This is a genomic window from Achromobacter piechaudii NBRC 102461 (genome assembly GCF_001571245.1).
In the GTDB taxonomy this organism is placed as follows: domain Bacteria; phylum Pseudomonadota; class Gammaproteobacteria; order Burkholderiales; family Burkholderiaceae_B; genus Achromobacter; species Achromobacter piechaudii.
This window is the reverse complement of the sequence record NZ_BCTK01000005.1, coordinates 1,122,382-1,135,280: the sequence shown is the minus strand read 5'-3', so window position 1 is coordinate 1,135,280 and position 12,899 is coordinate 1,122,382. Positions and strand designations below refer to the sequence as shown.

Sequence of the window (12,899 nt, the reverse complement as noted above, 5' to 3'; positions counted from 1 at the left end):
GCTCCGCCGGCGCGTGCCGGCGGCGCGCAGGCCGTCAGGCCGTTTCCACATCCAGCATGTAGCCGAAGCCGCGCACCGTCTGGATGCTGGCGCCCGTACCTTCCAGGCGCTTGCGCAGGCGGTACACGTAGACTTCGACGGCGTTTTCGCTGAAATCGGCGTCCCAGGCGGACAGCGAATTCACGATCTGGCGCTTGGTCACGACACGGCCCACGCGGGCCATCAGCATTTCCAGCACCGAGAGTTCGCGCACGGACAAGGACAGGCGTTGGCCGTTGGCGCGCACTTCGCGGCCGACCGTGTCGAACACCAGCGGACCGACTTCGATGAGCGGCTGCGCCTGACCCGCGCGGCGGCGGCCAAACGCACGTACGCGCGCGGCCAGCTCGGGCAGTTCAAAGGGTTTGGTGACGTAATCGTCGGCGCCGGCATCCAGGCCCGCGACGCGGTCTTCGATACCGTCGCGCGCGGTGAGGATCAGCACGGGGACCTGATTGCCGTCTTGGCGCAATTGCCGCAACACATCAAGCCCGCTCATGCCGGGAAGGTTCAGGTCGAGCAGCATGAGGTCGTAGGGCTGGCCAGCCAGGGCGCCCAGGACTCGGTCGCCTTCCGTTAGCCAGTCGACCGCATAACCCTGGTCGGCCAGGAATTCCTGGAGCGCATGGCCCAGGGTGGTGTCGTCTTCGATTACCAGAACTCGCATGCCGCGATTCTAGCGCGATCCGAAAAAAAAGGGGCGCGAAATGCGCCCCCTATCCGTGGGTTTCGTTCACCCGCCGGACGCTGCCCCGGCAGGAGCGGGGGTTGCGGCGCCCGCGGCAGGCGCATCGCCCGCTGCGGCGCCCCCGGAAGGCGGCGTCGTGACGAAGCCGATGCGCGACATGCCCGAACGGCGCGCCGAGGCCATGACCTTGGCCAGCGTTTCGTAGCGCGTGTTCTGATCGGCGCGAATGCGGATCTCGGGCTGCGGCTTGGTGCCGGCGATCGACTTGAAGCGATTGGGCAGGTCATCGATATTGACCGGCTTTTCGTCCCAGAACAGCGCGCCGCTGGCGTCAATGGCCAGGTCGACCGTCTTGGGCTCTTCTTCGATCTGCTCGGCGGCCACCTGGGGCATGTTGATCTTGATCGAGTGCGCCAGCAGCGGCGCCGTGATGATGAAGATCACCAGCAGCACCAGCATGACGTCGATCAGGGGCACCATGTTGATCTCGGACACCGCATGGCTTCCGGACCCTTTTCCCTCGAAGCTGCCAAAGGCCATTATTCTCTCCCGCGTTGAACCGCGGCGCCGTTACCGTTCTGGCGGCGCAGGGCGCGGACCTTGCCGTCGGACAGCGCAACTTGCTGGCCGGTGGTCAGGAACGCGAACAGGTCATGGGCAAAAGCGTCCAGGCGCGACAGGAACACGCGGTTGTTGCGCACGAACGTGTTGTACGCCAACACGGCGGGAATGGCTACGGCCAGACCCAGGCCCGTCATGATGAGCGCTTCGCCCACCGGACCGGCAATGCGGTTGATGGTCACGCCGTCCGACAGGCCGATGCCCACCAGCGCATGATAGACGCCCCACACCGTGCCGAACAGGCCGACGAACGGGGCGGTGGAGCCCACCGAGGCCAGCACCGTCAGGCCGTTTTCGAGCTTGGCGGTTTCTTCGTCGATCACCTTGCGCATGGTGCGCGTGACGAAATCGGAATTGCTGCCGGACTCTTCCAGCTTGGTGGCGCCGAATTTGTTGTGGTGCGCCTGGGCGTGCATGGCATGGCTGGCCAGGTGCGAGAACGGATCGCGCGCGCCGTGCGTGCTGATTTCGTGCTCGACCTGCTCCAGCGAGCTGGCGTTCCAGAACTTGTTCAGGAAGTCGGCCGAGCGCTTGCGCATGCTGACATTGCTGGCAGCCTTGACCAGGATCAGGTACCAGGTCACCAGCGACATCAGGATCAGGATGATGAACAGGCTCTTGCCCACGAAGTCGCTCTGCGCGACAAAGTGCAGAAAGCCCATGTCGGGAGTGGCGACAGGCGCGGTCGGGGGCAGCGCGGCGGCGGCGCTTTGCAGCGCATCGGCCGATTGCTGGACGACGCCCGCGCCAGCCGTGGCGGCTTGTTGGGCTGCGGGCGCAGCGGCGGCGGCGGCCGGCGCTGCCGGGCTGGTCGTCGCCTGCGCCACCAGGGTGGCGCCTTGCAGTGCGTTGGACATCTCAGTTCCTCATTACGAAATCGAACGGAATTTTGGCTTTGGCGGCATAGGCCACGCCGTTACGGGTATAGGGCTTGAACTTGGCTTTGCGCGCCGCGGCCAGCGCGGATTCATCCAGCCTGGAAAAGCCCGATGACGTGTCGATCGTCGCGCGCTCCACCAGACCCTGCGTGTTGATCTCCACCAGCACCAGCACCCGCCCCTCTTCCCGCATGCGGCGCGAGGCCATGGGATAGGTGGGCATGGGCCGCGCGCCCTGGAACTCGATGCTCGACACCAATACGGGCTGATCGGGCGGCGGTCCCTGTTGCGGACTCTGCGACGCTTGCGCGCCATCCACTGCGCCAGCGGGCGGCGTCTGCACAGGCGGGGTCTCGGGTTTGACTTCCTGCTTGGGTTGCGGTTTGGGCTGCGGCTTGGGTTTGGGTTTCGGCTTGGGTTTGGGGGCCGGCATCGGCGGTTTCTCAACCACCGGCTCGGGTTCTGGTTCAGGTTCGGGCTTCAATTCGGGCTCGGGCTCGGGGTCCGGCTCGACTTCGGGCTGCGGCTCGGGGGGCGGTTCCACCACCGGTTGCGGCGGCTCGGGCGTAGGCTCGGCCTTGGCCACCTGCGGAACCGGCGCGTCGATCAAACTGACCATGACCGCCTCGGGCTGCTCGAGCTCAGGACGATGCTCGGGCGCCATGAAAATGGCCCCGATCACTGCGGCATGCAGTGCGACAACCGCCAGCCCGGCGCCAGCGCGTATACCAATTGAAGACGGCGAAGAAGAATTCCAACCGCGTTGAAAACTAGGCATGAATCAGCCAGGGTGCATTGACTTATCCGGCCAGCTGGACGAAAACGCGCGCCAAAAAAAAGCGGCGTGAGCCAGCCGGTACAAGCCGATCATAATATCTTAAATGCGAATGATTCGCACGTCCTATTTCGTCTGCAATAGCGTAACACTGCCCTACCGGGCTCAACGAGAAACCACAAGAACGGATCAAAAAGGCTTGCGCGAACGCAAAGAGCGCGCGGGTGCGGCGAAGGGAGAAGGTGCCTGAGGGATGGCTTGGTTGCCGTCTGCCGGCGCATCGAGCACGGTCTTCATGCACACGGCGTGCTGCGCGTGACGTGGCTTGCCGGATGCTCAAGCATCGATGCCAAAACAAAAAACCCGCCACGGTTAAGTGTGCGGGTTTTGCGGGCAATTCAAAGAAAGTCTGACGTTGCTTCTGGTGGGTGCTACAGGGGTCGAACCTGTGACCTACGCCTTGTAAGGGCGCCGCTCTACCAACTGAGCTAAGCACCCGATCCTGACACTTTCAGCGCCGCCTCATCACGATGATACGCATGGGGCAGTGACTAACTCGCAGCCAACTCGGGGTACTCAAAAGCAATACGCGGGCCGGAGTATACCGGACCGCGTCATTGTCGGCAAATCGCTTGGGGACCATGCCCGGCGACCGCCTTGCCGTCCATTAGTTGACGGCGTCCTTCAGGGCCTTGCCCGGACGGAACTTCGGCACCTTGGCCTTTTTGATCTTGATCGTTTCGCCGGTACGCGGGTTGCGGCCGGTGCGCGCAGCGCGAGCCGACACGGCAAACGTGCCAAAGCCAACCAGCGTTACCGTACCGCCTTTCTTCAGCGTGGTCTTGACGGCACCGATCAGGGCGTCGAGCGAACGGCCTGCGGCAGCCTTGGAGATATCGGCCTTGCTGGCGATGTGATCGATGAGTTCGGTTTTGTTCATTCAGGAGTACCCCTCACAAGGTATTGAGTCTGCGAGGCCGAGCGGTTCATGGCTGTCATGCAGGGACGCCACCAACTAAACGCAAGGCCCGACAAACGACGAACAGACAGTGGATGGACTTTTTCTTGCGCTGCAAAGCACAACTTTTAAACTGCTGCGCCGCCTGGATTCAAGGGCATATTTGCCTTCAAACCGTCAGCGACGCAGACGTGTATTAGGCCTTGGCGTAGAGCGGCTGTCAAGCGAAAACCTCACCACAACCCGCGCCAATACTAGCTTTTAGCCGTTTTCGCAATAAACACAAACGCGCATTTCGGGGTTTGCGCGACACTGAAAATATCACTTCAAGCCTGAATCAAACATCGGCCCAGCGGCGCAGCAAATTGTGATAAATGCCGGTCAGTTGCACGATAGAAGCATGCCCCGCCACATCGTGATTCAAACGCTGGATGGCCACGTCCATATCAAGCAACAATGCACGCTGACTGTCTTCGCGCACCAGGCTTTGCATCCAGAAAAACGAACTGATGCGCGCCCCACGCGTCACCGGGTTCACCTTGTGCAAGCTGGTGCCGGGATACAGCACCATGTGGCCCGCCGGCAGCTTTACGGCGCGCGGCCCGTAGGTGTCGTCAATGACGAGCTCGCCGCCATCGTAGGAATCCGGGTCCGAGAAGAACAGCGTGGCGGACAGGTCCGTGCGCACGCGCTCGGCCGTGCCCGTGATGCCGCGCACCGCGTTATCGACGTGGTAGCCAAAGGCTTCGCCGCCTTCGTAGCGATTGAACAGCGGCGGAAAGATCTTGCGCGGCAGGGCCGCCGACATGAACAGGTTGTTGGTCGCCAGGCGTTGCAGAATCAGGTTGCCCAGTTCCTGCGCCAGAGGATGCTGCTCGGGCAACTGGCGGTTGCGCTTGACCTCGGCCGACTGGTAGCCCGCCGTGACCTTGCCATCCACCCATTCGGACGCATCCAGCCGCTGGCGGATATCAGCCGCCTCTTGCGGCGAGAAAACATCTGCGATCTGTATAAGCATGAGCCTGATCCTTGGACCCTGCCGTGCGCGAGCGCGCGCGGCAGGCGGTGCCGAATTATCCCTTCAGGCACCCATTGAGCGCCTGATCGAAATCAAACAGCAGATCGGCTTCGTCCTCGATGCCTACCGACACGCGGATCAGGCTGTCCGCGATGCCCATCTGCTTGCGGCGCTCGGCGCCCATTTCGTAGTAGATGGTGTGCGCGGCGGGCAAGGCCAGGCTGCGTGTGTCGCCCAGGTGCGTGGCCATCAGCACGATGCGCAGGCGATTCAGGAAATCGAAGCAGTCCACGCCATCAGCAAGCTCGATGCCCAACAAACCGCCAAACCGCGACCCGAACAGCGCCGCTGCGCGCGCATGCTGTGCATGATCAGCCAGGCCCGGGTAATGAACCTTGGCCACGCCGGGATGCTCATTCAGGAAGCGCGCCAGCGCCAGCGCGTTGGCGCAGTGCTTGGCCATGCGCAGCGCCAGCGTCTCGGCGCCGACCGCGATGCGGTGCGCGGGTTCCGCAGCCAGCGTGCCGCCCATGTCGCGCAGGCCCTTCTTCTTGATCTGGGTCAGACCCCAACCCGTGGACAGGCCCTTGCGATAGGCGTCATAGATATTGGAATAGCCGGCCCAGTCATACAGGCCGGTGTCCGTCACCGCGCCGCCCAGCGCGTTGCCATGGCCGCCAATGTACTTGGACAGCGAGTTCATCACGAGCGAAGCATGGACGGTGGACGGCCGGAACATCCAGGGCGACGTCAACGTGTTGTCGACGACGTAGACCAGATTCTTCTCGCGGCAGATTTCGCCGATGACCGCCAGGTCGGCCACTTGCGTGCCGGGGTTGGCGATGGTTTCGGTGAAGACCATGCGCGTGTTGGGCTGGATGGCGGCGCGCACTTGCGCGGCATCGGTCGCGTCCACGAAGGTGATCTCGACACCGAGTTCCAGCAGCGTGCCCAGCAAGCTGTTGGTGTTGCCGAACACGTATTGGCTGGAGACGAGGTGGTCGCCCCGGCGCAGCAGCGTCGTGAAGATCGCCGACAGCGCCGCCATGCCGGTGGCGAAGCTGACGGTGCCCTTGCCGCCTTCCATATGGTTGATCTTCGCTTCCAGCGCCGTCGTGGTGGGCGTGCCCTGACGCGCGTAGGTGAAGCCCGCCTTGCCCTGGAACACCGCCGCCAGTTCGCGCGCGTCGTCGTAGGCGAATTCCGATGACGGATGCATCGGCTTGTGCACCGCTCCGTGCTCGACGGATTGTTGGCGGTCGGAATGGAGAATCGTGGTGGTAAAGCCGTTCTGGTGCATGATGGGCAGACGCGTAAAGGAAGAGCTACAAGGTAGTCGGGGCGGGCAGGATCAGGCCTGGCGCTGGCGCACGGTTTCGTACAGGCAGACGGCGCTGGCCACGCTGACGTTCAGGCTTTCGACCGAACCGAGCATGGGGATGTTGACCAACTGGTCGCAGGTTTCGCGGGTCAGGCGTCGCATGCCCTCGCCTTCGGCGCCCATGACCCACGCCATCGGCTGACGCGCGTCGATCTTGTGCATGCTGTCGGTTGCCTGATCATCGGTGCCCACCAGCCACACGCCACGGTCTTTCAGACCGCGCATGGTGCGCGCCAGATTCGTGACCATCAGATAAGGAACGGTGTCGGCCGCGCCGCAGGCGACGCGCTGCACGGTGGCGTTCAGGCCCACGGCGCGATCGCGCGGGGCGATGACGGCGTGCACGCCCGCCGCATCGGCGGTGCGCAGGCAGGCGCCCAGGTTGTGCGGATCGGTCACGCCGTCCAGGATCAACAGCAGCGGCGGACCCTCGATGACGTCGAGCACTTCATCCACGTCCACCGCCAGTTGGCGTTCGTCGGCCAGGGCGACCACGCCTTGATGCCGCGTGCCACGCGACAAACCGTCCAGGCGCTCCATCGGCACCGGATGCACGCGCCGACCGGCCTTCTCGGCCTGTTCGATGAACGTCTGCATACGCTTGTCGCGGCGCGATGCCTCGACATAGATTTCCTTGATTGACTCGGGCGCGTGGCGCAGCCGCGCGACAACCGCGTGAAACCCGGCCAGAACTTGGGTCGACGCCATAAATGCAATACCTTTAGATAAACGAATACCCGCCCCAGAGGGGGCGGGCCACCGGACAAGCCGGCCATCAGCGCAATGTTACCCCTTATGGCCACGCCGCCCTACGGCGGGCAGGCCATGAAGAGGTCACCAAACGCCCATCAATGACGCTTGTGCGTCGCCTTCTTGGCCGGCGAGGCGCGCTTGGACGCACGCGGCGGCTTGCCTGCCTTCTTGGCGTCGGCACGTCGCTCTTTGGCGGTCTGGCCCTTGAGGGCCGCCGGCTTGGGCGCCGCAGCCTTCTTCACGCGGCGCACCGGTTCGTCGGGGCCGCGCGCCGCCGCCTTGCGCAGGGCGTCGAAGCTCGTGCCCTGCACCAGACGGAATTCGATACGACGCGCTTCCAGGTCGACGCGCGCCACCTGGACCTGAACCTTGTCGGTCAGGCGGTAGCGCATGCCCGTGCGCTCGCCGCGCAGCTCATGCAGGCCATCATTGAACTGGAAGTACTCGCCGCCCAATTCGGACACGTGCACCAAGCCTTCCACGTGCAGCGTATCCAGCGTGACGAAGATGCCGAAGCTGGCCACGCCCGTGACGGTGCCGCTGAAGTCTTCGCCCACGCGCTCCTTGACGAACCAGCACTTGAGCCAGGCCTCGACGTCGCGCGAGGCTTCGTCGGCGCGGCGTTCCGTGGCCGACAGCACCAGGCCCATCTTTTCCCAGATGGCCTGTTCGTGTTCCTTCTGCGTGCGCCCGATGACGACCGCGTGGTCATCCAGGCTGGGCACATAACGCTGCCCCGCCAGCAAGGCCTTGATGACGCGATGGGTCAACAGATCGGGATAGCGGCGAATGGGCGACGTGAAGTGGCTGTAGCCGGGATACGCCAGGCCGAAGTGGCCCATGTTGTCCGGGCTGTAGACGGCCTGCTGCATCGACCGCAGGCACATCGATTGCAGCAACTGGTAGTCGGGACGGCCGCGCACGGAGTCGAGGAAGTCGCCGTAGTCCTTGGCCGTGGGCGTATCGCCACCACCCAGCGACAGCCCCATCGTGCGCAGGAATTCTCGCAGCGACAGCAGGCGCTCGGGCGTGGGCCCTTCGTGGATGCGGTACAGGCCGGGATGCTTGCTGCGCGTCATGAAGTCGGCCGCGCAGGTGTTGGCGGCCAGCATGCATTCTTCGATCAGCTTGTGGGCGTCGTTGCGCACGGACGGCACGATCTGTTCGATGCGGCCCAGTTCGTTGCAGACGATCTTGGTTTCGACGGTATCGAAATCGATCGCGCCGCGCTTCTTGCGGCCTTGCACCAGCAACTGGAACAGCTCGTACAGGTGCTGCACATGCGGCAGCACGTTACGCATCGCCGCGGCTGCCGGGCCGCCCGGCTGCTGCAACGCGGCCCAGATGTTCGTATAGGTGGTGCGCGCATGCGAGTGCATCACCGCGTTATAGAACTGATAGGCGGTAACCGTACCCGCTTTCGCGCCGGTGGCCGGAATCACCATGTCGCAAACCAGCACCAGGCGGTCGACGTCGGGGTTCAGCGAACACAGGCCATTGGACAGCGATTCCGGCAGCATCGGGATCACGCGGCGCGGGAAGTACACGCTGGTGCCGCGTTCGATGGCGTCGTCATCCAGCGCATCGCCCGGACGCACGTAGTGGCTGACGTCGGCAATCGCCACCAACAAGCGCCAGCCAGGACGCTTGCGCTGGCCGGTGCCCAGTTCGACGGGCTCGCAATACACGGCGTCGTCGAAGTCGCGCGCGTCTTCACCATCGATGGTGATCAGCGGCACGTCGCGGAGATCGACGCGGTCTTTCAAGTCGCTCTTGCGCACCACGTCGGGCAGGCGCGCGGCCTGCTTGCGGGCGGCTTCGGAGAATTCGACCGGCACGTCGAACTTGCGCACAGCGATCTCGATTTCCATGCCGGGGTCGTCGATTTCGCCCAGCACCTCGGCCACGCGGCCCAGCGGCTGCGTATGGCGCGTGGGCTGCTCCATGATTTCCACCGCGACCACCTGCCCGTGCTGGGCGCCGTTCGTGTCGCTGGGAGGAATCAGGATATCGTGCTTGATGCGCTGATCTTCGGGCACGACGATGGACAGGCCGTGCTCGTGCAGGAATCGGCCCACCAATTTGTTGGTGCGGCGTTCAATGACTTCGACGATGGTGCCTTCCGGCTTACCGCGATATTCGCCAGTAGGTTTGACCAGCACGCGGTCGCCATGCAGCACCTTGAGCATTTCGCGCGGCGACAGGAACAGGTCCGGGCCGCCATCATCGCGCAGCAGGAAGCCAAAGCCATCGCGATGGCCAAGCACCTTGCCGGCGACAAAATCCAATTTGGTCGCCAGCAACAAAACGCCCTTGCGGTTGGGCATCAACTGGCCGTCGCGTTCCATCGCGCCCAGGCGGCGCTCGAAACCCACCATCGTCGCCGCTCGCTCAACGCCCATGCGCTCGGCCAGTTCCACCGGAGACAACGGCGAACCCGCGGAACGCAGCGCGGTCAGGATGGCTTCACGGGACGGGACATCAGGATCGAAGTCCGGCGGCGCTTCGGGCAAGGGTGTTGATCTGTTGTTTTTCGATTCGTTATTCGATCGTTTTGCCAAAGCTGAAATTTCCGTATATAATGCGCAGCTTCTGTGGTTCGCCCAAGGCTGAACACTGAAGCAGAAATGGTCAGAAGGGGTTGAAAACCAAAGCGGTTGCAAACCCCAGGTCGAAAGACCCATTGTAAAACCAAGTACGCTCAGGACGCATGTTTTAGTTAAGTCAGTATGTTGAAAACAACGTACTTGCTGTAAACCAAAACAATGCAACTAGAGCGGCAGCGTAGCACATAGTTCTGACAAGTATCTCTCAGTGCCCAGGTGGCGGAATTGGTAGACGCGCACGGTTCAGGTCCGTGTGCCGCAAGGTGTGGAGGTTCGAGTCCTCTCCTGGGCACCACGGAATTTAAATCGGATTCGCTGGCGATTATCAGCGGATCGGATAGTGAAAAGCAGTACCGGCAATATCAGAAGTACCAGCAGTAAACCTGTAGAGCTCAAGGCTCTTTCAGTGCCCAGGTGGCGGAATTGGTAGACGCGCACGGTTCAGGTCCGTGTGCCGAAAGGTGTGGAGGTTCGAGTCCTCTCCTGGGCACCACCCGCATATATGTCGGAACCGCTATACGCTGGTTCGACAGCAAGGCTCAAAGCCCCGAAAATCGCAAGATATTCGGGGCTTTTGCTTGGGCGATTGCATTCGGCTTTATGTTTTATGGCCGGCTTGTTAACTCCGGCCAAACAAATCCTGCTCTTGCCTTTGCATTATCAAAGCCGCAAGCCGGCGCCCCACCCCCGCATTAATCGCCTTCGCTTTCGCCATACCTCGCCCTTCAGCGCCACGGCACCTTGCGCTGCAAGTGATGGCGCGCATAAAGATCCGCACCCATGCCCTCGATCTGCCCGTCGATCAAGGCCTCGAAGGGACGCAGCAGCGCATCGACATTCGTCGGAAATTCAATGGCGTTCAGCGCGTGGGTCACCGCTTCGATAGTGGACAGCGCCCCGTCGATGTCCGCATGACGAACGCGATAGCGCGTCTTCAGGCCGGCAGGCAGCATCACGCGCGGCAGCGCCGCCAGCTCGGGATTGATGTGCAGCAGCTTGCGCGCATGCCCCCATGTGCCATCCGGCACGATCAACTGAATCGGCTGTTCGATATCGCGGCCGTACCCCGGACCAAGGACTTGCGCATCAGGCCCGGGAAACAACAGCCGTGGCGTGTAGCCGGGCTCGACCCAGTCGCTTGGCGTAAAGCGTTCGCCCACCACGCGCCGCGCGCCGCGCAAACCCAGCACCGCCAACCGGGCCGTGTTCAATGCGTGACGCGCTTCGCTTGGGTGCTGCAACACCACGACGCGCGTGCGGCACGACAGGCTGGGAATGAGCGCGCAAAGGCAGTGGGATTCGGGACGCAGGCAACGCGTGCAAAGGGTACGTGACATGGGGCGACACTATATCGAAAGCCGGCCGCGCGGCGCGTGCGAAAAAATCAAAAAAAGGCGGCCTGCTCGCTTGCGCACGAAATAAAAAATGTGCATAATCTCGCTTCTCTGCTGCTGAACAAGAAACGAAGCGAAAGCGACGCAACAAGTGAAGCACCAGCGCCCAGGTGGCGGAATTGGTAGACGCGCACGGTTCAGGTCCGTGTGCCGCAAGGTGTGGAGGTTCGAGTCCTCTCCTGGGCACCAATTATTACATCACGAGGTACCTGCGTGATGCGCCAAGAAAAACCCCGATCGTGCAAACGACCGGGGTTTTTTCTTTTGCGGCCAGCGTATTGAAGAGGCAGGGCCTCTGCACCACGCCCTCCTCTACATTGCGCGATGCTTCCCGCTATTTGAGTTCGCGCGTCATCACCACATGCGCGATGCCGGCCTCGACAAACTCTTCGCCTTCCACGGCAAAGCCGTGCGCCTGATAGAAACCGGCGGCGTGCGTTTGCGCGTGCAGCACCAACATGCGGTGCCCGTCGCCGTGTCCCTGCTCGATCAAGGCATCCAGCAACTGCCCGCCGACCCCCATGCCACGCGCCCGCTTTCGGACGGCCATGCGGCCGATATGCCCATCGGGCAAGAGGCGGCCGGTGCCCATCGGCGCGCCGTCCGGCCCATACGCCACCGCATGCACCGACACGGCGTCGTCGTCATCCAGCTCGACTTCGGGCGGCACCTTCTGCTCAAGCACGAATACTTCATGGCGGACGGCGGACGCGTCTTCGCGCAAGCGGTCCCAGGTACCCAGGGCAATACGCACTGCGGGTTGTTTGTTGGTCGACATCTGCATTTCCTCGCGCGCGGCAATCAACAATAAATATCCTACGCCGCATTCTCGGCAGGAATGATAACGCGGTGAAAAGGGGTACGATCGCGGCTTGCCCCCGTTGCCCCCAACCAACATGACGCCCCCCACCGCCCCGACCTGGTTGAAAGCCGCGCCCGCGCTTTTCCTCTTGTTGTGGTCCAGCGGCTTCGTCGTGTTGAAGATCGGCCTGGCCTACGCCGATCCGCTTACCTTCCTGGCCGTGCGTTACGCCTGCGTGGTGTTGATCCTGTTGCCCTTCATGCTGGTTCTACGACCGGCGCTGCCGCGCGGGGCACGCGCGTGGGGGCATCTGGCCATGGTGGGCCTGCTGCTGCAAGCGGGCTATTTCTGCTGCACGTATCTCTCGCTCAAGCTGGGCATGTCGGCGGGTGGCCTCGCCTTGATCGCCTCGTTGCAACCCATCCTGATCGGCCTGCTGGCGCCGTTGATCGCGCATGAACGGGTCGACGCCCGCCGCTGGGCGGGGCTGGGCCTGGGCGTTGCGGGAGCCGTGCTCGTGATCGTGGCCAAGGCCTCCATCGATGTGCTGGCTCCGCTGGGGCTCTTGTTCGCCGTGGGCGCGCTGCTTTGCATCACCAGCGGCACGCTCTACGAAAAGCGCTTCGGCGTGGCCACGCATCCGGTCACGTCCAACCTGCTGCAATACGCCGTCGGCCTGGCCGTGACCGCGCCTTTGGCGTTCTGGCTGGAGCCCATGCGCATCGAATGGACCGGCCCGCTGCTTGCCGCGCTGGCCTATCTGGTGGTGGGCAATTCGCTGGTTGCCATCACGTTGCTGCTGACCATGATCCGGCACGGAGAAGCCTCGCGCGTGTCGGCGCTGTTCTTCATGGTGCCGCCCTGCACCGCCGTCTTCGCGCTGCTGGCGCTGGGCGAACCCATCCCGGCATTGGCCTGGCCCGGCATGGCGCTGGCCGCCCTGGGCATCCTGCTGGTCACGCGCGGTACACGCACTGCCAAGTAGA

Annotated in this window: 12 protein-coding genes and 4 tRNA genes; 4 read left to right on the top strand and 12 right to left on the bottom strand. The window is 63.2% G+C overall.

The genetic code is table 11. The features are described 5' to 3' along the window. Window positions 1–34: 34 nt before the first annotated feature. From API01S_RS11875 to rnr, 10 genes are all read right to left on the bottom strand, one after another. Window positions 35–706: a response regulator transcription factor gene (locus tag API01S_RS11875; RefSeq protein WP_006218435.1), complete on the bottom strand. Its 672-nt coding sequence runs from the start codon at window positions 704–706 to the stop codon at window positions 35–37. 66 nt (window positions 707–772) lie between these two features. Beyond that, window positions 773–1,267 (bottom strand): ExbD/TolR family protein, encoded by a 495-nt coding sequence (locus tag API01S_RS11870; RefSeq protein WP_006218434.1) that lies wholly within the window; start codon window positions 1,265–1,267, stop codon window positions 773–775. Beyond that, on the bottom strand, window positions 1,267–2,205 hold the full coding sequence (locus tag API01S_RS11865; RefSeq protein ID WP_006218433.1) for a MotA/TolQ/ExbB proton channel family protein: 939 nt from the start codon (window positions 2,203–2,205) through the stop codon (window positions 1,267–1,269). The genes API01S_RS11870 and API01S_RS11865 overlap by 1 nt, the downstream gene beginning before the upstream one ends. 1 nt (window position 2,206) lies before the next feature. Continuing rightward, window positions 2,207–3,004 (bottom strand): energy transducer TonB, encoded by a 798-nt coding sequence (locus API01S_RS11860; RefSeq protein WP_039883042.1) that lies wholly within the window; start codon window positions 3,002–3,004, stop codon window positions 2,207–2,209. Between the two features lie 419 nt (window positions 3,005–3,423). Continuing rightward, window positions 3,424–3,499, bottom strand: a tRNA-Val gene (locus API01S_RS11855). A 169-nt stretch (window positions 3,500–3,668) separates the two neighbouring features. Beyond that, window positions 3,669–3,941, bottom strand: coding sequence for an HU family DNA-binding protein (locus API01S_RS11850; protein ID WP_003812968.1), 273 nt, complete (start codon window positions 3,939–3,941; stop codon window positions 3,669–3,671). A gap of 355 nt (window positions 3,942–4,296) precedes the next feature. Next, entirely contained in the window at window positions 4,297–4,977 is a 681-nt protein-coding gene (locus API01S_RS11845) for a Fe2+-dependent dioxygenase (RefSeq protein ID WP_050727687.1), read from the bottom strand. A gap of 55 nt (window positions 4,978–5,032) precedes the next feature. Beyond that, window positions 5,033–6,277: a cystathionine gamma-synthase family protein gene (locus API01S_RS11840; protein ID WP_061304557.1), complete on the bottom strand. Its 1,245-nt coding sequence runs from the start codon at window positions 6,275–6,277 to the stop codon at window positions 5,033–5,035. Between the two features lie 51 nt (window positions 6,278–6,328). Beyond that, window positions 6,329–7,066, bottom strand: a complete 738-nt coding sequence (rlmB, locus tag API01S_RS11835; RefSeq protein WP_006218429.1) for a 23S rRNA (guanosine(2251)-2'-O)-methyltransferase RlmB — start codon at window positions 7,064–7,066, stop codon at window positions 6,329–6,331. 140 nt (window positions 7,067–7,206) lie between these two features. Beyond that, entirely contained in the window at window positions 7,207–9,672 is a 2,466-nt protein-coding gene (gene rnr, locus API01S_RS11830) for a ribonuclease R (protein ID WP_050727689.1), read from the bottom strand. A 255-nt stretch (window positions 9,673–9,927) separates the two neighbouring features. Between rnr and API01S_RS11825 the strand changes: the two genes are divergently transcribed. Together API01S_RS11825 and API01S_RS11820 are read left to right on the top strand one after the other, a co-directional pair. Next, window positions 9,928–10,012, top strand: a tRNA-Leu gene (locus tag API01S_RS11825). 113 nt (window positions 10,013–10,125) lie between these two features. After that, a tRNA-Leu gene (locus tag API01S_RS11820) sits at window positions 10,126–10,210 on the top strand. A gap of 232 nt (window positions 10,211–10,442) precedes the next feature. Here the strand turns inward: API01S_RS11820 and API01S_RS11815 are convergent. After that, window positions 10,443–11,054, bottom strand: coding sequence for a tRNA-uridine aminocarboxypropyltransferase (locus tag API01S_RS11815; RefSeq protein WP_050727690.1), 612 nt, complete (start codon window positions 11,052–11,054; stop codon window positions 10,443–10,445). A 161-nt stretch (window positions 11,055–11,215) separates the two neighbouring features. Between API01S_RS11815 and API01S_RS11810 the strand changes: the two genes are divergently transcribed. Then, window positions 11,216–11,300, top strand: a tRNA-Leu gene (locus API01S_RS11810). A gap of 145 nt (window positions 11,301–11,445) precedes the next feature. Here API01S_RS11810 and API01S_RS11805 read toward each other — a convergent pair. Further along, window positions 11,446–11,895 (bottom strand): GNAT family N-acetyltransferase, encoded by a 450-nt coding sequence (locus API01S_RS11805; RefSeq protein ID WP_409360607.1) that lies wholly within the window; start codon window positions 11,893–11,895, stop codon window positions 11,446–11,448. Window positions 11,896–12,007: 112 nt separating this feature from the next. Here API01S_RS11805 and API01S_RS11800 point away from each other — a divergent pair, with 112 nt between their 5' ends. After that, window positions 12,008–12,898 carry a DMT family transporter gene (locus API01S_RS11800; RefSeq protein WP_050727691.1) on the top strand — a complete coding sequence of 297 codons (891 nt, stop codon included), beginning with the start codon at window positions 12,008–12,010 and terminating at the stop codon, window positions 12,896–12,898. Window position 12,899 lies beyond the last annotated feature (1 nt).

Coding starts and splice junctions, on each gene's coding strand:
- API01S_RS11870 (WP_006218434.1), bottom strand. CDS start 1,267: ATGGCCTTTGGCAGCTTCGAGGGAAAAGGGTCCGGAAGCCATGCGGTG.
- API01S_RS11845 (WP_050727687.1), bottom strand. CDS start 4,977: ATGCTTATACAGATCGCAGATGTTTTCTCGCCGCAAGAGGCGGCTGAT.
- API01S_RS11865 (WP_006218433.1), bottom strand. CDS start 2,205: ATGTCCAACGCACTGCAAGGCGCCACCCTGGTGGCGCAGGCGACGACC.
- rlmB (WP_006218429.1), bottom strand. CDS start 7,066: ATGGCGTCGACCCAAGTTCTGGCCGGGTTTCACGCGGTTGTCGCGCGG.
- API01S_RS11850 (WP_003812968.1), bottom strand. CDS start 3,941: ATGAACAAAACCGAACTCATCGATCACATCGCCAGCAAGGCCGATATC.
- API01S_RS11800 (WP_050727691.1), top strand. CDS start 12,008: ATGACGCCCCCCACCGCCCCGACCTGGTTGAAAGCCGCGCCCGCGCTT.
- API01S_RS11875 (WP_006218435.1), bottom strand. CDS start 706: ATGCGAGTTCTGGTAATCGAAGACGACACCACCCTGGGCCATGCGCTC.
- API01S_RS11860 (WP_039883042.1), bottom strand. CDS start 3,004: ATGCCTAGTTTTCAACGCGGTTGGAATTCTTCTTCGCCGTCTTCAATT.
- API01S_RS11805 (WP_409360607.1), bottom strand. CDS start 11,895: ATGCAGATGTCGACCAACAAACAACCCGCAGTGCGTATTGCCCTGGGT.
- API01S_RS11840 (WP_061304557.1), bottom strand. CDS start 6,277: ATGCACCAGAACGGCTTTACCACCACGATTCTCCATTCCGACCGCCAA.
- API01S_RS11815 (WP_050727690.1), bottom strand. CDS start 11,054: ATGTCACGTACCCTTTGCACGCGTTGCCTGCGTCCCGAATCCCACTGC.